Annotated in this window: 21 protein-coding genes; 14 read left to right on the top strand and 7 right to left on the bottom strand. The window is 58.6% G+C overall.

What is annotated here, in order from left to right:
* The first annotated feature begins 17 nt into the window (after positions 1 to 17).
* From QPM17_RS12945 to yjgA, 12 genes are all read left to right on the top strand, one after another.
* Complete coding sequence (locus QPM17_RS12945) at positions 18 to 998, top strand: KpsF/GutQ family sugar-phosphate isomerase (protein ID WP_285391197.1); 981 nt, start codon at positions 18 to 20, stop codon at positions 996 to 998.
* Entirely contained in the window at positions 998 to 1,567 is a 570-nt protein-coding gene (locus tag QPM17_RS12950; RefSeq protein WP_285391198.1) for a KdsC family phosphatase, read from the top strand. The genes QPM17_RS12945 and QPM17_RS12950 overlap by 1 nt, the downstream gene beginning before the upstream one ends.
* Complete coding sequence (gene lptC, locus QPM17_RS12955) at positions 1,567 to 2,157, top strand: LPS export ABC transporter periplasmic protein LptC (protein WP_285391199.1); 591 nt, start codon at positions 1,567 to 1,569, stop codon at positions 2,155 to 2,157. Before QPM17_RS12950 ends, lptC begins: the two co-directional genes overlap by 1 nt.
* A complete protein-coding gene (gene lptA, locus QPM17_RS12960; protein WP_285391200.1) occupies positions 2,141 to 2,743 on the top strand; it encodes a lipopolysaccharide transport periplasmic protein LptA in 603 nt (200 codons plus the stop codon). The genes lptC and lptA overlap by 17 nt, the downstream gene beginning before the upstream one ends.
* Complete coding sequence (gene lptB, locus QPM17_RS12965; RefSeq protein ID WP_285391201.1) at positions 2,721 to 3,446, top strand: LPS export ABC transporter ATP-binding protein; 726 nt, start codon at positions 2,721 to 2,723, stop codon at positions 3,444 to 3,446. The genes lptA and lptB overlap by 23 nt, the downstream gene beginning before the upstream one ends.
* 109 nt (positions 3,447 to 3,555) lie before the next feature.
* A complete protein-coding gene (locus QPM17_RS12970; RefSeq protein WP_285391202.1) occupies positions 3,556 to 5,088 on the top strand; it encodes an RNA polymerase factor sigma-54 in 1,533 nt (510 codons plus the stop codon).
* Between the two features lie 26 nt (positions 5,089 to 5,114).
* Positions 5,115 to 5,423, top strand: a complete 309-nt coding sequence (gene hpf, locus QPM17_RS12975; protein ID WP_285391203.1) for a ribosome hibernation promoting factor — start codon at positions 5,115 to 5,117, stop codon at positions 5,421 to 5,423.
* 89 nt (positions 5,424 to 5,512) lie between these two features.
* Positions 5,513 to 5,983, top strand: coding sequence for a PTS IIA-like nitrogen regulatory protein PtsN (ptsN, locus tag QPM17_RS12980; RefSeq protein ID WP_285391204.1), 471 nt, complete (start codon positions 5,513 to 5,515; stop codon positions 5,981 to 5,983).
* Positions 5,984 to 6,011: 28 nt separating this feature from the next.
* The gene (gene rapZ, locus QPM17_RS12985; RefSeq protein ID WP_285391205.1) at positions 6,012 to 6,893 is read left to right on the top strand and encodes an RNase adapter RapZ; all 882 of its coding nucleotides are present in this window, start codon (positions 6,012 to 6,014) and stop codon (positions 6,891 to 6,893) included.
* A 7-nt stretch (positions 6,894 to 6,900) separates the two neighbouring features.
* On the top strand, positions 6,901 to 7,170 hold the full coding sequence (locus tag QPM17_RS12990) for an HPr family phosphocarrier protein (protein ID WP_285391206.1): 270 nt from the start codon (positions 6,901 to 6,903) through the stop codon (positions 7,168 to 7,170).
* 106 nt (positions 7,171 to 7,276) lie between these two features.
* Positions 7,277 to 8,638, top strand: a complete 1,362-nt coding sequence (mgtE, locus tag QPM17_RS12995) for a magnesium transporter (protein WP_285391207.1) — start codon at positions 7,277 to 7,279, stop codon at positions 8,636 to 8,638.
* Between the two features lie 227 nt (positions 8,639 to 8,865).
* Positions 8,866 to 9,402, top strand: coding sequence for a ribosome biogenesis factor YjgA (gene yjgA, locus QPM17_RS13000; protein ID WP_285391208.1), 537 nt, complete (start codon positions 8,866 to 8,868; stop codon positions 9,400 to 9,402).
* 52 nt (positions 9,403 to 9,454) lie between these two features.
* Here yjgA and QPM17_RS13005 read toward each other — a convergent pair whose 3' ends face one another.
* The 7 genes from QPM17_RS13005 to QPM17_RS13035 form a co-directional block, all read right to left on the bottom strand.
* Positions 9,455 to 10,315: a carbon-nitrogen hydrolase family protein gene (locus tag QPM17_RS13005; protein ID WP_285391210.1), complete on the bottom strand. Its 861-nt coding sequence runs from the start codon at positions 10,313 to 10,315 to the stop codon at positions 9,455 to 9,457.
* Between the two features lie 23 nt (positions 10,316 to 10,338).
* Positions 10,339 to 14,061 (bottom strand): YhdP family phospholipid transporter, encoded by a 3,723-nt coding sequence (locus QPM17_RS13010; RefSeq protein ID WP_285391211.1) that lies wholly within the window; start codon positions 14,059 to 14,061, stop codon positions 10,339 to 10,341.
* 55 nt (positions 14,062 to 14,116) lie between these two features.
* Positions 14,117 to 15,598, bottom strand: a complete 1,482-nt coding sequence (rng, locus tag QPM17_RS13015; protein ID WP_285391212.1) for a ribonuclease G — start codon at positions 15,596 to 15,598, stop codon at positions 14,117 to 14,119.
* Entirely contained in the window at positions 15,591 to 16,196 is a 606-nt protein-coding gene (locus QPM17_RS13020) for a Maf family protein (protein WP_285391214.1), read from the bottom strand. Before QPM17_RS13020 ends, rng begins: the two co-directional genes overlap by 8 nt.
* A 65-nt stretch (positions 16,197 to 16,261) precedes the next feature.
* A complete protein-coding gene (gene mreD / locus QPM17_RS13025; RefSeq protein ID WP_285391215.1) occupies positions 16,262 to 16,738 on the bottom strand; it encodes a rod shape-determining protein MreD in 477 nt (158 codons plus the stop codon).
* Positions 16,738 to 17,562 (bottom strand): rod shape-determining protein MreC, encoded by an 825-nt coding sequence (gene mreC, locus QPM17_RS13030; RefSeq protein ID WP_422732768.1) that lies wholly within the window; start codon positions 17,560 to 17,562, stop codon positions 16,738 to 16,740. Before mreC ends, mreD begins: the two co-directional genes overlap by 1 nt.
* A 183-nt stretch (positions 17,563 to 17,745) precedes the next feature.
* Complete coding sequence (locus QPM17_RS13035; protein ID WP_285391217.1) at positions 17,746 to 18,786, bottom strand: rod shape-determining protein; 1,041 nt, start codon at positions 18,784 to 18,786, stop codon at positions 17,746 to 17,748.
* A gap of 384 nt (positions 18,787 to 19,170) precedes the next feature.
* On the opposite strand from QPM17_RS13035, the gene gatC reads away from it, so the two are divergent.
* Together gatC and gatA are read left to right on the top strand one after the other, a co-directional pair.
* On the top strand, positions 19,171 to 19,458 hold the full coding sequence (gene gatC, locus QPM17_RS13040) for an Asp-tRNA(Asn)/Glu-tRNA(Gln) amidotransferase subunit GatC (protein ID WP_285391218.1): 288 nt from the start codon (positions 19,171 to 19,173) through the stop codon (positions 19,456 to 19,458).
* 73 nt (positions 19,459 to 19,531) lie between these two features.
* A complete protein-coding gene (gene gatA, locus QPM17_RS13045) occupies positions 19,532 to 20,989 on the top strand; it encodes an Asp-tRNA(Asn)/Glu-tRNA(Gln) amidotransferase subunit GatA (protein WP_285391219.1) in 1,458 nt (485 codons plus the stop codon).
* Positions 20,990 to 20,998: the final 9 nt, after the last annotated feature.

Below are 20,998 nucleotides of genomic sequence, written 5' to 3' on the forward strand. Positions count from 1 at the left end.
TTGAACCCGGATGCCAGATGAACACCGAGATCAGTCAGAAGTTCAAAGATTCCGCCCTGCGGGCCATTGAGATCGAGCGCGAAGCCATTCAGGCCCTGGCCGACCGTATTGATGACCACTTCGTTCGCGCCTGCGAGGTTATCATGGCCTGCAAGGGCCGCGTGGTGGTAACCGGGATGGGCAAATCCGGCCACATCGGCAACAAGATTGCGGCCACGCTGGCCAGTACCGGCACGCCCTCTTTTTTCGTGCACCCGGGCGAAGCCAGCCATGGCGACCTGGGCATGATCACCAGTCAGGACGTTGTACTGGGCATTTCCAACAGCGGCAACACCAGTGAGGTGCTCACCATACTGCCACTGATCAAACGCATGGGCGCGCCCCTGATCAGCATGACCGGCAACGAAAACTCGATACTGGCGCGGGAAGCCGTCGCCAATCTGGATGTCAGTGTAGCCCTTGAGGCCTGCCCACTCGGGCTTGCGCCCACCTCCAGCACAACAGCCACCCTGGTAATGGGGGACGCCCTGGCCGTTGCGCTGCTTGAGGCCCGTGGCTTCAGCACCGAAGATTTTGCGCTCTCGCACCCTGGCGGCAGCCTCGGTCGCCGCCTGCTGCTGCGGGTTTCCGACATCATGCATACCGGTGATCGCATTCCCCGGGTGGAAGACACCACCACGCTCAGCGGCGCCCTGCTGGAAATTTCCCGCAAGGGCCTGGGCATGACGACCGTCGTCAACACCCGGGGTGACCTTGTCGGGGTGTTTACTGATGGTGATCTTCGCCGCACCCTGGACCGGTCCGTGGATATCCACAACACACCAATTGCCGACGTCATGACCCGAAATGGCCGCGTGATCCACGAGGATCAGCTGGCAGCGGAAGCCCTGAACATGATGGAGGAGCTCAAGATCAACGCCCTGCCGGTCATCGACCGCAACGACAGACTGATCGGCGCCATCAACATGCACGACCTGCTGCGGGCCGGGGTGATCTGATGGATGATCCGATGACAGACCACCAGCCCCCACAATGGTCGGCAGAGGTGATGGAAAAAGCCGCCGCCATCCGCCTGCTGGCGCTGGATGTCGACGGCATCATGACCGACGGCAAACTGTTTTTCAGTGCCTCCGGGGATGAATTGAAGGGGTTCAATATCCTCGACGGCCTGGGCATCAAACAGGTGATGGCGGCTGGCATTGAGGTCGCTGTCATTACCGGACGGCGCTCACCGCTGAACGAGAAGCGCATGAACGACCTGGGCGTTGCCCATCTGATGCAGGGCCGGGAAGACAAGAAGGTTGCGCTTGCGGAACTGGCCGGCAGACTGGGCCTCTCGCCCCGGCAGATTGCCTACATGGGGGATGACCTGCCAGACCTTCCGGCCATTCGCTATGCCGGGCTTGGCGTTACCGTGCCCAATGGTTATTGGCTTGTACGCCAGCATGCGGATGTCTGTACGGTTGCCCCGGGCGGCAGCGGAGCCGTCAGGGAAGCCTGTGAATTGCTGTTGAGCGCCAGCGGATATCTCGAGGCCAGCCTGCAACCCTATCTGGAGCAGGAGTGATGGCGGCACTGCCCTTTCTTCATCGCCCATGGGTAAGAACCCTGGGCCTGGCAGGCACGATAGTGGCACTGTTTTTCCTGCTCTGGCAAAGTGACGAACCAACGGTGCCGACAGACGCTGCATCACTGCGGGGCGAGTCTGAACCTGACGGCTTTGTGGTCAACGGTCAGTTTCTCTCGTACGACGAAACGGGAAGACTGACAACACGGTTCCAGAGCCCGAGAATTGAACAGTTCGAATCCCGCAACGAAACCATAATGGAGTCTCCACGGGCGACACTGTATGGCGAAGAAGGCAACGCGCCCTGGCAGGTTCAGGCCACAAAGGGGCGTTTTCTCGAGGCGCAGGAGCTGGTGCATCTGACGGGTAATGTGAAGGTCACCAGAGAAGCCGAGGGTGGCCGGCCGCTGATCCTGACCACCACTGCGCTGACGGTGAATAACCGGAATCGCACAGTCTACACGGACAAACCGGTGGAACTGACCGATGCTGTCAGCCTCACCAGAGCTACCGGCATGAAGGCCTGGATCGATGACCGCATTCTCGAACTCAACTCGCAGGTGGAAGGACGCTATGAGACTGGCCAATAAATTCCTGCCCCACAGCAAACGCCACGCGGCTGCCCGGAGTTCCCTGATCCTGGCTGTGGTGTTTCTGGCACTGGGAGCCCCGGCAGCCCTGGCGTTTGACCTGGAATCGGATGAACCTATCAGGGTCAATGCGGACAGTGCACGGCTGGATGACCGCCAGGGTGTTGCCACCTACACGGGCTCTGTAAAAATGTCCCAGGGCGATGCCAATCTGACCGCCGACAAGGTCGTGCTTTACCGGGACGAGAACGGCGTCAGCCGCATTGAGGCGACTGGCCAGCCGGCACGCTACCGCCAGCCCGCCATGGAAGGACAGGGCGAAACCGACGCGCGCGCCCTTACCATTACCTGGTCGGCAGCGGACAACCGGGTCACCTTTGAGCGGGAGGCTATTATCGAACAGGATGGCAACCTGTTCCGGGGTGATGTTATTCACTACGACAGCGCCGAGCGAGTCGTTACCGCGGAAGGCTCCGCTGACCAGGGCGATGGCGGCGGCCGTGTTGAAATGGTGATACAACCACGCAAGAGCTCAAACACCACCCCCGACGGACAGGATACCGATGGCAGTTCTCAGGGCCAGTAACCTGGCAAAAAGCTACAAGCAGAAGAAAGTCGTCATCGACGTCTCCCTGGAAATCCGCAGCGGAGAAATCGTTGGGCTGCTGGGCCCCAACGGTGCCGGCAAGACCACCTGCTTTTACATGATCGTGGGCCTGGTTCCCGCGGATAATGGCCGGATCACCATCGACAACCAGGATATTACCCCGCTGCCAATGCACGGCCGGGCTCGCAAGGGCATCGGCTACCTGCCTCAGGAAGCCTCGGTGTTCCGCAAACTCACTGTACGCGACAACATCATGGCCATACTGGAGACCCGCCGCGAACTCAACCGCAACGACCGGAACGCCAAACTGGAAGGACTGCTGGAGGAGTTTCATATCACTCATATTCGCGACAGTGTCGGCATGGCGCTATCCGGCGGTGAACGCCGGCGTGTGGAAATTGCCCGGGCCCTGGCGATGGAACCGGCTTTCATTCTGCTGGATGAACCCTTTGCCGGTGTCGATCCGATATCGGTAAGCGATATCAAGCAGATCATCCGCCACCTGCGGGACAAGGGTATTGGCGTGCTGATCACCGACCATAACGTGCGGGAAACCCTCGATATCTGTGAGAATGCCTACATTGTCAGCGGAGGCCATATCATTGCCTCCGGAAGCTCGGACGATATACTGGCCAACCAGCAGGTGAAGGAAGTGTATCTGGGCAATGAGTTTCGCCTGTAGTACACTCGGCAAAGAACTTGCTTGGCACGGCAAGTAGCCAGCATACAAAGAGTTTTCGTGCAACCCAAACGCCTGAGAGAGACCGAGTGACGGATTCTGGACCATGGTTATGAAAGCCTCATTACAGTTAAAGCTGGGTCAAAGCCTGACCATGACGCCCCAGCTGCAACAGGCAATCAGGCTTCTGCAGCTCTCCACCCTCGATCTTCAGCAGGAAATCCAGCAGGCGCTGGAATCCAACCCCATGCTGGAGACCTCGGAAGACGACGACAACCAGAATCCCGAACCTGAGACTGCGGACAGTCAGAATGACGCCGCAGAAACATCGTCGGCCGAAGAAGCAAGCACTGCTGCGGAATCTTCCCAGGACTGGGACGAAACTGAAAACGGGCCAGACTGGTCATCGGAAACTGACAGCCCGGACAACATTCCAGATGACCTTCCTGTTGATACTGCCTGGGACGACATCTATCAGTCCGCCCCGGCTTCAGCAGCCAGAAACGACGATGAAAACGACAACGATTTCGAAACCCGCAACTCCCCTACGGAAACCCTGCACGACCACCTGGAATGGCAACTGAACCTGACACCGCTGAGCGAGCGGGACCAGGCCATCGCCCACGCCCTTCTGGATGCAGTCAATAATCAGGGATATCTGACCTCTCCGCTTGAGGAAATCCACTCGGGGATGATGGACGACTCCGATGAAGACCCACTGGAACTGGACGAAGTGGAAGCGGTGCTCCATCGGCTGCAGCATTTCGACCCACCAGGCGTCTTCGCCCGGGATCTGCAGGAATGCCTGCTTATCCAGCTCAACCAGTTGCCCCCGGATACACCCTGGCTTGCCCAGGCGCGGTTGGTGATTACTCACTACATCAACCTGCTGGGCAATCGCGATTACGCCCAGTTGCTGCGCCGCAGCCGCCTCAAGGAAGACCAGTTGCGTGACGTGCTCGCCCTCATTACCGGCCTGAATCCCCGTCCGGGCGATACCCTTGATCAGGCCGAACCGGACTACGTCATCCCCGATGTCATCGTTCGCAAACACAACGAACGCTGGCGGGTGGAACTGAATCCGGAAATTGCGCCGCGCATTCGCGTCAATGCAAGCTATGCTTCATTGATCAAACGCGCGGACAGCAGTGCCGACAACACCTACCTGCGGGACCAGTTGCAGGAGGCGAAGTGGTTCATTAAAAGCCTTCAGAGCCGCAACGAGACCCTGCTCAAGGTAGCCACGCGCATTGTCGAGCATCAGCAGGGGTTCCTGGATCATGGTGAGGAGCACATGAAGCCATTGATCCTGTCGGATATTGCGCAGGCCGTGGAAATGCATGAGTCGACCATTTCCAGGGTGACCACCCAGAAGTATATGCACACACCGCGCGGCATATTTGAACTCAAGTACTTTTTCTCGAGCCACGTCAGTACCGACGAAGGAGGAGAGTGTTCCTCCACTGCAATCCGGGCAATGATCAAGAAGCTTATTGCAGCTGAAACTCCGAAAAAGCCATTGAGCGACAGCAAAATTGCAGCCATGCTAGGAGAACAGGGTATCAAGGTAGCGAGAAGAACCGTGGCCAAGTACCGTGAGGCAATGCACATTCCGCCGTCCAATGAGAGAAAGCGACTGGTCTAGGAAACATTCAAAAACAGGAGACGCCTATGCAACTCAATATTTCAGGCCATCACGTAGAACTGACCCCTACACTGAAAGATTACGTATCAAGCAAATTTGAAAAGCTTGAACGGCACTTTGACCACATCAGTAATTGCCAGGTCACCCTTGAGGTGGAAAAAGTGCGCCAAATGGCGGAAGCTACGCTCCACGTGGTCGGCGGTGAGATTCACGCAAAGGCCGAAAACAGCGATATGTACGCAGCCATTGATGCGCTGGTGGATAAGCTGGACAGGCAGATCCTGAAGCACAAAGAGAAGAACGTAGACCGGATGCACGGCAACGGTGCCCGCTAGGACACCACCTCCTGCATGACAGTTAATCGAGCTGCGGCGCCGGCTTGCTACAGGCACCGCAGCATTTTTTACGGAACTGCAGTCGATTCATGACCGACACATCCCTGACAATCGAGAATATTCTCGCGCCGGAGCTGACCCTTTGCCGGGTGCCTGCCTCCAGCAAAAAGCGGGTTATGGAAACCATTGCCGAGCAGATCCAGCAACACGACGCTACGCTCAGCGAAACCCAGATATTCAATAATCTGGTCGCCCGGGAGCGGCTGGGAAGTACCGGTATTGGCCAGGGCATCGCCATCCCCCACTGCCGGCTTGAAGGGCTGGATCACGTTGTGGGCGTACTGATGACGCTGGAAGAAGGGGTGGCCTTTGACGCCATTGATAACCAGCCAGTGGACCTGATTTTCACCCTGATCGTTCCCAAGGAAGCGACCAGCGAACACCTTGAGCTGCTGAGCCAGCTGGCCGAAAAGTTCAACGAAAGGGCGTTCTGCAATCAGCTCCGCCAGTGTACCGATGCGGACTCTCTCTATCGCCGGATGACCGCAAAGGGAAGCTGAACCACTCCGGATTCGAGGTGAATGGGCTATGAAACTGATCATTGTCAGCGGCCGGTCAGGCTCCGGTAAAAGTACGGCCCTGCATGTACTGGAAGACCTGGGTTTCTATTGCATCGACAATCTGCCCATAGGGTTGCTGTTCCCCCTGACGAGGGAAGCCGCCAACCAGAATTCGCCGGGCCGCCTGGGAAAGATGGCGGTGAGCATTGACGCCCGCAATCTGTCCGGTGAGCTCAGTAACTTTGAAGATATCTACCGAAGCCTGCAGGATACCGGCGTCACCATTGAAATCATCTATCTGGATGCCGACGAACAGTCCCTGCTGCAACGATTCCACGCTACGCGTCGCAAGCATCCCCTGAGCGACGACAAGACATCACTGCGCGAAGCCATTGGCAACGAGAAGAAGTTGCTGGAGCCCCTTTCCAGACTGGCTGATCTTTACATCGACACCACCGGGCTCTCCATGTACGAGCTGAGGGACATGGTCAAGCAGCGGGTGGCCGGACGCCGTCACCAGGAACTGGCGTTACTGTTCCAGTCGTTCGGCTTCAAGCACGGTGTGCCGCTGGATTCAGACTATGTCTTCGATGTTCGTTGCCTACCCAATCCGTACTGGGACACCAGCCTCCGACAGTTCATAGGCACCGACCAGCCGGTCATCGATTTCCTGGAGAAGGAACCGCTGAGCCGTAAAATGGTCGATGACCTGACCGGCTTCCTGGAAAACTGGCTTCCCTCATTTGCCGACAGTAACCGCAGCTACATGACCATTTCCATCGGCTGTACCGGCGGCCAGCATCGGTCGGTCTACATCTGCGAACAGCTGGGCCGGCATTTCTCGGACAAGTACAGCAACGTGCAGGTTCGACATACGGAACTGCCTCACTTGCAGAGCCGGGAAAACTGAACTGTTTATGATCCGCCGCCCTGTAACCATCATCAACAAACTCGGTCTCCATGCCCGCGCCGCAGCCAAACTTGTGGCCAAGGCATCCGAATTCGAATGCAGCGTGCAGATCAGCCGTAACGGGCGCCAGGTTGACGCCAAGAGCATCATGCCTGTGATGATGCTGGCCGCCAGCCAGGGAACAGAGGTTGAACTGATTGCAGACGGACCGGATGAAGCCGAAGCCATTGATGGACTGGTAGCGCTGATTGCCGACTACTTCGGCGAAGGTGAATAACCGACAGCCTGCAGCTGGTCCAACCACGGCATTCACTTATAACTCTTTCTCACCTATGCGACCTAACTCCGCTATAATGCGGAGGTTTTCTGACTGTGGGTGATCCATGACCGATATTCTGGAGAAAAGCCAGGCTCGCCAACGCCTTCGTTCCCTGAGCGAAGCGCTGGATAGTGGCGCCCTGAAACAGGTGGCCCGCATCCTCAATGGCGGCCTGAGCCCCAGTGATATTGCCCACCTGCTGGAATCCTCCCCGCCCCGTCAGCGGGCGCTGCTGTGGAACCTTGTCGACAAACAACTGGAAGGCGAAGTTCTCCAGTACCTCGGTGATGATATTCGTGGCTATTTCCTGAGCCAGCTTAACGCCCAGGAACTCGCCGACATCATTGAAGACTTCGAGTCGGATGACCTTGCCGACTTGCTGCAGCAGCTGCCGGATACGGTGATCCAGGAAGTCCTGGACACCATGGACGAACAGGACCGTCAGCGCGTGGAGGAAGTGCTCTCCTACCCGGAGGACACCGCCGGCGGTCTGATGAATACGGACACTATTACAGTGCGCCCGGACATCAGTATTGACGTGGTTCTGCGTTACCTGCGCCGTCACCGTAACCTGCCCCCCATGACTGACAGCCTGATTGTGGTGAGCCGGCGGGATGAATTCATCGGCATGCTGCCGATTACCAAAATGCTGGTATCCAACCCGGCAGCAACCGTTCGGGAAGTCATGGACACGGACATCGAGCCGATCCCGGTGACCCTGTCTGACACCAAAGTGGCTACCCTGTTCGAGCGCTACGACCTGATATCGGCGCCGGTAGTCAGTGAGGAAGGCAAACTCCTGGGCCGGATCACCATCGATGACGTGGTAGACGTTATCCGTGAGGATGCCGATCACTCTCTGATGAGCATGGCTGGCCTGGATGAGGATGAGGATACCTTCGCGCCGATTTTCAAGACTACCCGGCGCAGGGCTGTCTGGCTGGGCATTAACCTGATCACCGCCTTTACCGCATCCGCCGTGATCGGGCTTTTCGAAGCCACCATCGAGAAAGTGGTAGCACTGGCCGTGTTGATGCCCATCGTGGCCTCCATGGGCGGCATTGCCGGCAGCCAGACCCTCACGCTGGTGATTCGCGGCATGGCAGTGGGCCAGATCAGCGGCGCCAACGTGGGCTGGCTGCTGAACCGCGAGTTTGTCGCAGGCGCCCTTAACGGGCTGCTTTGGGCCGTTGTCGTGGCCTCCGCCGCCACTCTCTGGTTCAAGGACATCATGATTGGCGCTATTATCGCCGCCGCTCTGATCATCAATCTGATTGCCGCCGCCCTTGTGGGTACTGTGTTGCCCCTGTTCCTGAAATCCCGCAACATTGATCCCGCGCTGGCGGGAAGCGTTATACTGACGACCGTGACCGACGTGGTCGGTTTTATGGCGTTCCTTGGCCTGGCCACGATATTTTATGGGTGACGGGTTTGTCGGATTACGCTGCGCTAATCCGACCTACGGGAGGCTTTATCGGTCGCCTGGTGTCGGATTACGCTGCGCTAATCCGACCTACGGGGGGCTTTATCGGTCGCCTGGTGTCGGATTACGCTGCGCTAATCCGACCTACGGGGCGCCTGAGTTTATGTAGGTCGGATTAGCCGAAGGCGTAATCCGACAGAACTGCACCAATACAACAGCACGGACTCCTGATGAACGATACTCAAGACGACTACCCCGAATACTCGGGCCCCAGCAAATCACAGCTCAAACGGGACATGCACCGTCTGCAGGGGCTGGGCAAGCGTATGCTGGATCTGAGTAACGACCAGCTCGACACTCTGCCCATCAGCGGTACCCTGCGTGCAGCCATCGAGGAATCCCGCCGTATTCGCCAGAACGAAGCGCGCCGGCGCCACCTGCAGTACATCGGCAAGATCATTCGTCAGGAGGATGATCCCGAGGGTCTCACCCGTGCCATTGATGCATTCGACGCTGGTAGCGAGGAGCACACTCGCCGACACCATCTGGCTGAGCGCTGGCGCGACCGGATGATCGAAGAAGGCGACTCTGCTGTGGGGGAGTTCCTGGATTACTGCACAACGGCCGATATCCAGCACCTACGCAACCTGGCGCGAAATGCCCGCCGGGACGTACAGAAAGAGAAAAACACCGGCCAGCCAAGAAAGCTCTTTCGCTACCTGCGTGAATGTATTGACGATGTGGAATCGGCTGACAACCAGGCCTAGCTCTCAAGGCCCTCTGCGGCTCAGTAGGTCAACGAATTAACCAGACGGGACACTAGAGCCTGCGGTGCTCCCAGACGGGCATACGGGTGCGTATCCCGCGAAGCCGCTCCGGGTCCAGGTCTGCAGTGACTATTCCCGGCCCCTCGCCAATCTCGGACAGCACACGCCCCCAGGGGTCGACGATCATACTGTGGCCATAGGTGTGCCGGCGCTCACTGTTCTGGCCGCCCTGCCCGGGTGCCACCATCCAGACCTGGTTTTCAATGGCTCTCGCCCGTAACAGGGCATGCCAGTGGGCATCGCCTGTGTTCCAGGTAAAGGCGCTGGGCAGTGATACCCATTCGGCGCCCTGCTCCCGCAACTTGCGGAAGAGCTCCGGGAAACGAAGGTCGTAGCAGATGGCCAGCCCGAGCCGTCCTGCGGGGGTGTCGATCACAACCACGTCTTCGCCGGGCTCAAAGGTATCCGATTCCCGGTACTGCCCCTGGGCGTCCTCCACCATGGCATCAAACAGGTGAATCTTGTCGTAACGGGCGACTTCCTCGCCATGGCTGTTGTAGACAAGGCAACAGGCCCGGACCCGATCCTTTACTGTGGAACCGTCCGGGCGTGACGCTATCGGCAGCGAGCCGCCGACAATCCAGATCCCCAGTCCAGCGGCCTGCTCTGCCAGGAAGTGCCGTATCAGGTTATCCGGGTCGGCCTCGCGGCGGCCGCAACCAATCATCTGCCGGGTTGCCAGCACGGCGAAGTTTTCCGGCAGGACCGCTATGCCGGCACCTGATGCTGCAGCCTCAGCCAGCAGGCGCTCTGCTTCCTTCAGGTTTGCAGCGATGTCGTGGGTGCTGACCATCTGAATAGCCGCCACCCTGGTTTTCTGTCCGTTCTCTGCCTGTTGTGCCTGTGCTGACATTGACTGCCCTCCGGGTAAAATCATTACTGGCCGGTATCGAAGACCCGCCTGAGCCGAACATCCGGTTCGTCCCAACTCCCACTCACACTATAGGTTGCACTGGTCAGTTTACTCAATGGATCGCCCAATACTTTATCCAGAACAAACAGGGCTCCGCCAATGGGAGCGCCGGCCCCCATCAACAATGCAGCCAGCGGCAGATTCTGGGTCAGCGGAAGCACCACCACCATTTTCATATCGAGGGTTTCTTCAATCATGTCAGTTGTACCGGTGAGTTTGAACGCACCGGAGGGGCCAACCACCTGGAGTTCCGGATCGAGCGTCAGCAGCCCATTGATCATGCTTGCCTTTCCGGAAATGGCATCAAATGCCACACCAGCCTCGTAAAGATCGGAAAAATCCAGCTGCAGGCGACGCCACAGCGTGTCGGAGTTCAGCAGATTGAATATACGGAACAACTGCGCCGTATTGTTACCCTCCAGGATGACACCATCATCGAAGCGCGCGCTCACTGACCCGCTGAGTCTCGACAGGTCGAACTCGTTGGGACCGCCCTGCCAGTCGATATCCATATTCACTGCAGTGCTCTCACTGCGAAACGGGATTTCGGTGCCAAACAGGTTGCCCAGGTCCGCCAGGGACTGTCCGGTTATGTCACCGGTGAAGCGGGTGGTCTCGCGGCCTCCTGCGATACTCCAGACCAGTTCCCCACCCAGAGTCAACGACTTCAGGTTACCTGCTATGTCCTGGATGCGGAGCCGTGTTGCTTCCGGGCGAAGCCCCAGGGACCAGGCGCCGGCATCATCCTCACCAAGCTGGAGACCGGCAATATGAAGATCGATATCCGGCCAGTTTTCCATCGATAGTTCACGGAAGGCACGGAGCTGTTCTTCCGGCTCTGGCAGCGGAGGGGTTTCATCGTCCGGAGCGTCATCACTACGAGCCAGCTTCAGCCGCTCAAGATCGACAGTAACCGGGCTGTCATCGCCCGGCCAGAACACACTGCCGGCAAGCCACTCGGATTCAGCGTCAATAACCCACTGTCCGTTGTCCTGTCGCGCAGATATATCGATATCGGTCAGTTGCCGCTCACCCAGAAACAGGCTATTCACCGCAATATCCAGACTATCCGCTTGCCAGGACAGGTCCAGACCAAGGCGGTCCGGCCAGTCAACGGAAACACTCACACCACCCTTGTCGCCGGGTGCGATGGTTGCGCTCAGCGGCGCTTCTTCCCCGGCTTCCTTGGCTAATGGTTCCGGCCAGCTGACCGCAAGTCCGGACAGGTCCGAGTAGAGTTTCACGGCAGAAGCCGTATCCGGGGAAACCTCCAGCGTTGCCTGGTAGCCAAACTCCCCGCTCAGCCCCAGTCTGGTCCCCTCTGGCAGCGCGGTCTCAGCCAACAGCGTGCCTACGTCAAGGCGGCCGTACTGGCGAATGCCGAGCATTCCACCGGTTTCGGCCTCTCGCAACAGCACCGTCACCGGCGCTCCCATGAAACGGGCCCGTAAAGGCTCATCCGAGAAACCCTCCGAGGTACTGTAGTTCAGCTCTCCGCTGATCTGCGTCCATTGCAGATTCGCCGGGGGATAGGTCAGCGTGCCTGCGTCCGCCCGCACCGTGGCGCGAACAGCGGGCGGGGATTCGGAACTCAGCGGCAATTCAAGGCCAAGGTCCAGATGATAGTTACCGTCAAGCCGGATACTCTTGCCAGCTTCCCCGGCCATATCGCCCAGGGGGCTGCTATCCATCCAGTAAGCCACCACGTCACCGGGAACCGGCGCCGCAGCATCAACGAAGACACGGACATCATCCCCGGGCTCCACTCTCACCTGGCCCGGTTCAAGCTCAAGCCCACCGGTGCGGCCGGAATCCACATCAACCCGGGTGCGGCCATTCTGAACGTAAACCGTGCCGGACGCATCGGTGACCTCTGGCCAGAGCTCATCGTAACGCACGGTTGCGTCCTGGAAATGGTAAACCATGGAAGAGACAAAGGAGCCCGGCGGAGCATCACGATTGATCAAACCGTGACCGAAGTACTCACCTTTGGTGACATTCACCTCTGTTATTGCCGTTGTCAGCCACTCATACAGCCCGGGGCTGACGGCTTTTACCGGTACAAACTCCGCAAGCATATCGGCTGTTCCGTCGCGGACACCAACCCTGAGGCCCAGGCTGTCTTCGCCGTGACGATCCATCCGCAAGTCGAATGCGCCGGTCAGCCCGGCGCCACTGCCATGAACCATCCGGATATCATCAGAGTAGACCCGGGTAATATCTCCCTCGAGGCGCCAGGCCACACCGGCCCGGACACCCTCCAGATCCCAGAACCCGCTGTACAGCTTGGGAAAGCCCAATGTCAGCTCGTCACTCCGGGCATCAACGTAGCCCCCGTCGTTGTCCATGACCAGTTTACCGTCCAGGCCCGACACTGCTGGTGCACCACCATAGGCCCGGATGCTCATCTGCTTCATTAACGCGGCCAGCTCAAAACGTCGGTTTCCCTCGCGCGGCAGGTTGAGCATCAACTGGTTAAGTGTTCCGGTTGGCCGGTAGTTTTCAAGTGCCCTTGTGGCCATCTCGGGCAGCAGGCCAAGACTGGTCACCAGCCGCCGGAGCGGCCGTAATGGCAACCCATCGGCGATGATCTGGGGGCCATTATCCTGATGCCTGAATCGAACGCTGAAGGGTGTCACCCGGTCGCCACGCCACTGCCACTCCAGCCCCTTGAGATGGAACTCACCGGTGCTGTACCAGGGCCGATCCGGTGGTTCTGATCGCGGAACATCCTGTCGCCTGCGCCAGCCAAACCGTGCGCTGATGTCCTCCAGTGGCGCCAGGGATTCGCCGCCCGCGCCAATCTGCAGGTAAGGCGTGGCCAGGGTACCGCTGATCTGGTCCATGAAACCATCACGAAACGTCATCCACAACTGGCCGCCCAGGTCAAACCCTTCCACCCGGATATCTCTCCAGGCATATTCTTCAATAAGGCCGTCGAACAGCCGCCCGGAGTTGATATCGGCGTAGATCTGGCCGGTAAAGTCGCCGCGGAAGAAATGACGGCCAACCAGTCCGAAACTGGCCAGCTGCTCTGTGGTGCCGGGACGCATGGCACGACCCGACGCATGAAAGAGCCCCCGCTGGTATACCAAGTCCAGCTGGGGGATTTCCACATGCCGCAACTGATCATTGTTATCGCGGACGCCAAGATCAAGGCGGGTTATCTTTACCGAGGGATCGGAAAGCCAGGTACCTGCAAGGTCAAGCCAGAGCTCGATGTCGTTGGCCACCGGTTCGGGGATATCCATCCCCTCGACCATCACTTCACCACGCCGGGTCTGGTTGACCGTTAACTCCAGACCGTCCGCCTCGAAATTGGTAAACACTATGCGCAAGCGACCCAGCGACGCCAGAAAGTCCAGGCCAATGCGAACGCTCTGCAGGGAGCCTGCCACATCATCGCCTTCACCATCTGACAGCACGAAAATGTCACGGGCAACAATGGTCGGGTTAAGCCAGTTCCAACTGGAGGAGAGGGAGCCAATTCGAACATCCTGGCCAAGCCTGGAAGACAATAACTGCTCAATATTGGGGCGGTAATCATTGATGTTCTGGGTCAACTGCCGGCCCAGGCCGGCATACAGGGCGAGCAGGACGATAACCACCAGCAGCAACCACCAGATCAGGCTGGCAATGCCTGACACTGATCGGACAAGGATATGCCTGGGTTCTTGCTCAGCCACAGTGGGTGCCATCAGGGGAAGCCGCCATGCCTATCCAATACCTGCCGTTCTGGCGTTAAAGCAGCACCACATCATACTGCTCCTGACTGTAGAATGGCTCAACCTGGAAGCGGATGGCTTTGCCGATGAACGTCTCAAGATCTGCAACGTTATCGGATTCTTCATCCAGCAGGCGATCCACCACGCTCTGGGAGGCCATGACCAGGTAACTTTCCGCGTCATAGGCGCGGTTTACCCGCAGAATCTCGCGGAACACCTCGTAACAGACGGTTTCACTGGTTTTCAGGAAACCGCGCCCGTCACAGATCGGGCAGGGTTCACAGAGGATCTGCCCCAGGCTCTCAGTGGTGCGCTTGCGTGTCATCTCCACAAGGCCCAGCTCCGAAACACCGGTAATCTTGGTCTTGGCGTGATCCCGCTCCAGCATCTTCTCCAGCATCCTGTGGACCTGGCGCTGGTGCTCGGAGTCGTCCATATCAATGAAATCAATGATGATAATGCCGCCGAGATTACGCAACCGAAGCTGACGGCTGATTGCACGGGCCGCCTCGAGGTTGGTCTTGAAGATGGTTTCCTCGAGGTTTCGATGCCCCACAAAAGCACCGGTATTGATATCAATGGTGGTCATTGCCTCGGTCTGGTCAATGATCACATATCCGCCGGACTTCAGCTGTACCTTGCGGCTCAGCGCCTTCTGGATTTCATCTTCAACCGAATAGAGGTCAAAGATGGGCCGTTCGCCGGGGTAATATTCAACCTTGTCGGCAAACTCCGTCACGAATTCATTCACAAACTCCATCACCCGCTGGTGACTTTCACGGCTGTCGATACGGACCTTCTCGGTCTGGGGCCGGATCAGATCACGGATCGTGCGAATGAACAATGGCAGGTCCTGATAGACTGCGGCCGGCGCCTGACTGCGGGTAATACGCTCTTCGATTGCCTGGTTGAGCCGGTGCAGGTAGGTCATATCACCAAGGAGGTCTTCCGCGGCGGCCGCTTCTGCGGCGGTGCGGATAATGTACCCTCCGCTGACGTCCGGATCGTTCGCCGCGCCCTCTTCCACCAGGGTTTTCAGCCGCAATCGCTCATTTTCATCCTCGATCCGCTGGGAAATGCCCACGTGACTGACACCCGGCATGAATACCAGGTAACGGGACGGGATGGAGAGCTGGGTGGTCAACCGTGCACCCTTGGTGCCGATGGGGTCTTTGGTGACCTGCACCACCAGCGATTGCCCTTCCCGCAGCAGGGTGCGAATGTCCGGGATTGTCTTGGGACCGTCGGGGGCTTCATTGGGCGGTTGCTGGCTGGGAACCACATCGGAGGCATGGATAAAGGCGGCCCGCTCAAGACCGATATCCACAAATGCCGCTTCCATGCCTGGCAGCACGCGAACCACTTTGCCCTTGTAGATATTGCCGACAATCCCTTTTCGACTTGTACGCTCAATGTAGGCTTCCTGGAGCATACCGTTCTCCACGAGAGCCACCCGGGTTTCCACCGGGGTTACATTGATCAGTATTTCTTCACTCATTATGGCTCTCCTGCCTGCTGTTCCAGGTTTCCCAGACCGGGTATCCGGCATTAGCCAGTAACTCAGCGGTCTCGTGCAGTGGCAAACCGACCACGGCGCTGTAACTGCCCCGGAGTTCCTCTACAAAAATACCACCCCGACCCTGAATACCATAGCTGCCGGCCTTGTCCATGGGCTCTCCGGTGGCAACGTAAGCCTCTATCTCCCCGGTGAACAGCTCACGGAAACGCACATCGGTCACCGTCAGGCGGGATTCGCAGGAGCCCTTGCAGGCAATGGCCACTGCCGTCATCACCTGGTGGGTCTGTCCGGACAGCTCCTTCAACATACCTATTGCCTCTTCGGCAGTGGCGGGCTTGCCCAGAATCCGGCCATTGAGAACCACTGATGTATCGGAACCAATCACCACGCTACCGGGCCCGAACGCACTCCCTGCAAGGGCCTTCTCCCGCGCCAGCCTTTCCACGTAATGTTCTGCTGGCTCGCCAACAGCGGGGGTTTCATCAATATCCGCCGGCCGAACCAAAAACGACAGACCGATCTGCTCTAACAGTTCGGCTCTTCGCGGAGAGGCCGAAGCAAGAACGATAGAATGCATGGGACTCTCCTACCCAAAAATGACGCCAGCCCTGAGCCACTTCAGCCCCCGACCGGATTCGAATCCTAGCCCAGCTTACGGTTCAGGTTGTCGAGCAAAACACAAAGGACTGGCCAGACAACGGCACTGGTCACCGCTGGCCACAAATAGCTGAACCCCGACTCGTCGGCCCCCAGGGTCTGTTTGATAAAGTGCACCAGCATCTGGTTAATACCGAGCAACAGGAAGACCATCAGGCACTGCTGCGGTAAAGGGTACATTCTCAGGCGCTGATGAATGGTCAGCACCAGAAACGCAATCACGCCCATGGCCAGGGCATTGACGCCCAGCGGCGTGGCTTCCAGTACATCCAGCAGCAGGCCCAGGCACCAGGCCAGAAGAATGCCGAACTGGGCCGGAGCCCGGAACGTCCAGTAGAACACCACAAGACCCAGCCATTCCGGCCGGAACTCGAACCAGCCTACCGGGAACAGGGAACTGCTGAGGACCAGGGCAAACAGCACGCTCAGGGCAAAAACGGGATAACTGATTACCGACAGCATCAGCGCACCTCGCCCTGTTCCGAAGGTGCCGGCTCGACAGCGCCGGACTCGCTCCGGGCTTCTTCTGTGACATCCTGCTCCGGGGAAAACACCACCAGTACCAGCCGGCTTCGGTTCAGCTCCGCCATAGGCGTGGCGCGGATTTTGACAAACGGCTCCCCCGCCTCCTTGGTAATCTGGTCCACTTCAGCCACCGGGTAACCCTTGGGAAAGCGTCCACCGAGGCCTGAACTCACCAACAGATCCCCTTCCCGGATATCAGCGGTATCCGGAACATGAACCAGCTCCAGTGCACTGGTATTGCCATTGCCCAGCAGAATCGCCCGCAGGCCATTGCGAACCACTTCCACCGGCACGGCATGACTGCTGTCGGAAACCAGCAACACCCTGGAGGTAAAGCTGCTTGTCTGCTGGACCTGCCCCATCAGGCCATTGGCATCCAGGATAGCCTGGCCAACCTCAACCCCGTCACGACTGCCTTTGTTGATGACAATTTCGTGGGAAAACGGATCCGGAGAGACGGCTACCACTTCGGCAACGATAACGCGATCATCCAGGACTTCGGACGAATTCATCAGTTTGCGCAACTCATTGTTTTCAGAAGCCAGTGCGGCGTATTTGAGGGCACGACGCTCAAGGATCAGCAGGCGGGCGCGCAGCGCTTCGTTCTCTTCCCGGAGATCCTCGCGGGTGGTGAACAGGCTGGCAACCCAGTCGCTGAATTCCGATGGGGCATTGCCCAGCCAGTGGACAGGGGCAAGGCCAGTGCCGATCGCACTCCGCACCGGCGTCAGCTTGTCAAAGCGTGCATCCGCCACGATCATGACTGCCGAGAGCACGAAAACCAGTAACAGCCTGAAGCCGGGAACAGGGCCCTGCACGAAGATGGTTTTAATGGCGAACCCTCCCGCAGCAGCTGCAGGGGGCCATACGACAACCGCCGCCGTGATGTTTCACGAGCGGCGGCCGGGTCAAGGCAGTATCGGGGCGTAAAGCCGGGGTCAAGGTCAGCCCTCCTGGGAGAACATTCCGATTCCGCCACGGTCAATCACTTCCAGCGCCTTGCCGCCACCGCGGGCGACGCAGGTCAGCGGGTCTTCCGCAATAATCACCGGCAGGCCGGTTTCTTCGCTGATCAGCTTGTCCAGGCCCCGCAGCAGCGCACCACCGCCAGTCAGCACGATGCCACGCTCGGCAATGTCAGACGCCAGCTCCGGCGGTGACTGTTCCAGAGCGCTTTTCACAGTCTGGACGATCTGCGCCAGGGACTCCTGGAGGGCGTCGAGGATTTCCTCGCTGTTCAGGGTGAAGGCACGGGGCACGCCCTCTGCCAGGTTGCGGCCACGAACGTCGATTTCGCGGATATCCAGGCCTTCGTAGGCGCAGCCGATTTCATGCTTGATGCGCTCGGCGGTGGAATCACCAATCAGGCTGCCGTAGTTGCGGCGCACATAGGTCACGATGGCCTCGTCGAACTTGTCACCGCCCGTGCGAACGGATTCGGCGTAAACGATGCCGTTCAGGGAGATGATGGCGATTTCCGTGGTGCCCCCACCTATGTCAACAATCATGGAGCCGCTGGCTTCTTCCACCGGCAGGCCGGCACCGATGGCGGCGGCCATGGGTTCTTCGATCAGGAAGACTTCCCGTGCGCCGGCACCCAGGGCGGATTCACGGATCGCCTTTTTTTCCACCTGGGTGGACTTGCTGGGTACACAGACCAGTACCCGGGGGCTGGGTGTAATGAAGCTGTTCTCATGCACTTTGTGAATGAAGTGCTGGAGCATCTTTTCGGTGACCACAAAATCGGCGATCACGCCATCTTTCATGGGGCGGATAGCGGTGATGTTGCCCGGCGTGCGGCCCAGCATGCGCTTGGCTTCGGCGCCCACGGCTGCGACCATTTTCTGGGAGCCACTGGTGCGGATAGCCACAACTGAAGGCTCGTTGAGTACAATACCTCGCTCGCGCACGTAAATAAGGGTGTTGGCGGTGCCCAGGTCGATGGACAGGTCGCTGGAGAATAATCCTCGGAGTCTTTTCAACATTCGTGTAGTTTCAACCTGAGAGTTGCAGTCGCAGAGAAATGATGCGGCAACTTTAGCAGTGAGCACCCCTGCAGGCAAGGCACCATCGGGGCTCCCGTGGGGCCTTTCACGCTTTTCGCCTTTGTTTTGGCCCCTCCCGCGATTGTTCGAATCTGTTACCATAGCTGTTTTGTTCATTATCTGGGTGCAGGGGCACCTGGGAGACTGCTTTCCAAAACACGCTCAAGCACATCCATGTGGCGCTTGAGCTCCGCCATCCTTGGCTCCGCACAGTTTTGGAAAGCAGTCTCCCAGGTGCCCCCATACCTCGTGCGAGTTCCAACTACTGGCTACCGGTTAGCCGGGCTTATAAATTACCCAAACTTCATATTACTGGGAGGCAATGTGACCATTTCCCGTGAGGACATTGAAAAAGTCGCTGTTCTTGCCCGCATTCGGGTGGAGGAAGAGCAGGTTTCGGCGCTGGAGAAGGATCTGGGCAACATTCTGGATCTGGTGGACCAGCTGGGCGCGGCGGATACCGAGTCGGTTGAACCCATGGCCCATCCCTTGAACGCGGTTCAGCGCCTGCGCCCGGATGAGGTAACGGAAACCAATCAGCGGGAGGCTTTCCAGGCGATTGCGCCAGCTACCGAGAATGGCCTTTACCTTGTGCCCCGAGTGATTGAATAACGGGCACTGCGTAAACAGAAGGCTCCGAATGAATCGAGTGAACTGACGAACAGCGACGTAATCAGGAAGTGTCATGCATAACAAATCCGTAGCAGAGCTTTCCCGTGAACTGGAAAGCGGCAAGATTTCCAGCGTGGAGCTGATCCGCGACTACCTGGGCCGTCTGAAGACAGAGGACGAGCAGCTCAACAGCTTTATTACCATTACCGAAGAGCAGGCCCTGGCGGATGCCCACGCCGCAGACGAACAACGGGCTGCCGGCAAAGCCACGCCCTGGACCGGTGTTCCCTTCGCCCACAAGGATATTTTCTGCACCAATGGTGTTGCCACAACCTGCGGCTCGAAGATGCTGGCGAATTTTGTGCCGCCCTACGACGCTACGGTCACCGCCAATTTCCGCAAAGCCGGGGCGGTGTGTCTGGGCAAGACCAACATGGACGAGTTCGCCATGGGGTCGTCCACCGAGTCCAGCTATTTCGGCGCCACTACTAACCCGTGGGGTCTGAGCCGGGGTGAAAAACGGGTTCCGGGCGGTTCTTCCGGTGGTTCGGCAGCGGCCGTTGCTGCGCGGCTGGTGCCGGCGGCGACTGCCACGGATACCGGCGGCTCAATACGCCAGCCGGCGGCGCTGTGCGGTGTCACCGGGCTGAAACCGACCTATGGCCGGGTATCCCGCTACGGGATGGTTGCCTTTGCCTCCAGCCTGGACCAGGGCGGCACCATGGCCCGCACGGCGGAAGACAATGCGTTGATGCTGAACGTGATGGCCGGGTTTGATCCGAAGGATTCCACGTCCATTGACCGGGAGGTTCCGGACTATACCGCGACCCTTGACGAACCATTGAAAGGCCTGCGCATCGGGTTACCGAAAGAATACTTTACCGGCAGCCTCAGTGCTGCAATGGAGGAGCAGGTTCGCAGCGCCATCCGGGAATATGAAAAGCTCGGAGCCACGGTGAAGGAGGTGTCCCTGCCTCACGCCAACCTCGCAATCGCCGCCTATTACGTGATTGCGCCGGCCGAGGCTTCCGCCAATCTGTCGCGTTTCGACGGCGCTCGCTACGGTTATCGCTGCGAGGACCCGAAAGATCTGCTGGACATGTACACCCGCACCCGCGCCGAAGGTTTTGGCGATGAGGTGAAACGCCGGATCCTGGTGGGCACCTATGCATTGTCAGCCGGTTACTTCGACGCTTATTACCTGAAGGCCCAGAAGGTCCGCCGTCTGATCCAGCAGGATTTCATTAACGCCTTCAAGGAAGTGGACGTGCTGATGAGCCCCACTACACCGTCCCCGGCGTTCGTGCAGGGTGAAAAAACCAGCGATCCGGTGACCATGTACCTTGAGGACGTGTTTACCATCGCCATCAACCTGGCGGGCATTCCGGCCATGTCAGTGCCTGCAGGGTTCGTTGACGGCCTGCCGGTGGGCTTGCAGATTATCGGAGATTATTTCTCCGAGGCCCGCCTGTTGAATGCCGCCCATCAATTCCAGCAGGTGACCGACTGGCACCAGCGTGAACCGCAATAAGCCCGGGAC

This window comes from Marinobacter azerbaijanicus (assembly GCF_030250645.1).
Taxonomy (GTDB): domain Bacteria; phylum Pseudomonadota; class Gammaproteobacteria; order Pseudomonadales; family Oleiphilaceae; genus Marinobacter; species Marinobacter azerbaijanicus.

Excerpts from the sequence above, each read along its gene's own strand:
- QPM17_RS12945 (WP_285391197.1), top strand. The coding sequence starts at position 18 with ATGAACACCGAGATCAGTCAGAAGTTCAAAGATTCCGCCCTGCGGGCC.
- QPM17_RS12950 (WP_285391198.1), top strand. The coding sequence starts at position 998 with ATGGATGATCCGATGACAGACCACCAGCCCCCACAATGGTCGGCAGAG.
- lptC (WP_285391199.1), top strand. The coding sequence starts at position 1,567 with ATGGCGGCACTGCCCTTTCTTCATCGCCCATGGGTAAGAACCCTGGGC.
- lptA (WP_285391200.1), top strand. The coding sequence starts at position 2,141 with ATGAGACTGGCCAATAAATTCCTGCCCCACAGCAAACGCCACGCGGCT.
- lptB (WP_285391201.1), top strand. The coding sequence starts at position 2,721 with ATGGCAGTTCTCAGGGCCAGTAACCTGGCAAAAAGCTACAAGCAGAAG.
- QPM17_RS12970 (WP_285391202.1), top strand. The coding sequence starts at position 3,556 with ATGAAAGCCTCATTACAGTTAAAGCTGGGTCAAAGCCTGACCATGACG.
- hpf (WP_285391203.1), top strand. The coding sequence starts at position 5,115 with ATGCAACTCAATATTTCAGGCCATCACGTAGAACTGACCCCTACACTG.
- ptsN (WP_285391204.1), top strand. The coding sequence starts at position 5,513 with ATGACCGACACATCCCTGACAATCGAGAATATTCTCGCGCCGGAGCTG.
- rapZ (WP_285391205.1), top strand. The coding sequence starts at position 6,012 with ATGAAACTGATCATTGTCAGCGGCCGGTCAGGCTCCGGTAAAAGTACG.
- QPM17_RS12990 (WP_285391206.1), top strand. The coding sequence starts at position 6,901 with ATGATCCGCCGCCCTGTAACCATCATCAACAAACTCGGTCTCCATGCC.
- mgtE (WP_285391207.1), top strand. The coding sequence starts at position 7,277 with ATGACCGATATTCTGGAGAAAAGCCAGGCTCGCCAACGCCTTCGTTCC.
- yjgA (WP_285391208.1), top strand. The coding sequence starts at position 8,866 with ATGAACGATACTCAAGACGACTACCCCGAATACTCGGGCCCCAGCAAA.
- QPM17_RS13005 (WP_285391210.1), bottom strand. The coding sequence starts at position 10,315 with ATGTCAGCACAGGCACAACAGGCAGAGAACGGACAGAAAACCAGGGTG.
- rng (WP_285391212.1), bottom strand. The coding sequence starts at position 15,598 with ATGAGTGAAGAAATACTGATCAATGTAACCCCGGTGGAAACCCGGGTG.
- QPM17_RS13020 (WP_285391214.1), bottom strand. The coding sequence starts at position 16,196 with ATGCATTCTATCGTTCTTGCTTCGGCCTCTCCGCGAAGAGCCGAACTG.
- mreD (WP_285391215.1), bottom strand. The coding sequence starts at position 16,738 with ATGCTGTCGGTAATCAGTTATCCCGTTTTTGCCCTGAGCGTGCTGTTT.
- mreC (WP_422732768.1), bottom strand. The coding sequence starts at position 17,562 with ATGATCGTGGCGGATGCACGCTTTGACAAGCTGACGCCGGTGCGGAGT.
- QPM17_RS13035 (WP_285391217.1), bottom strand. The coding sequence starts at position 18,786 with ATGTTGAAAAGACTCCGAGGATTATTCTCCAGCGACCTGTCCATCGAC.
- gatA (WP_285391219.1), top strand. The coding sequence starts at position 19,532 with ATGCATAACAAATCCGTAGCAGAGCTTTCCCGTGAACTGGAAAGCGGC.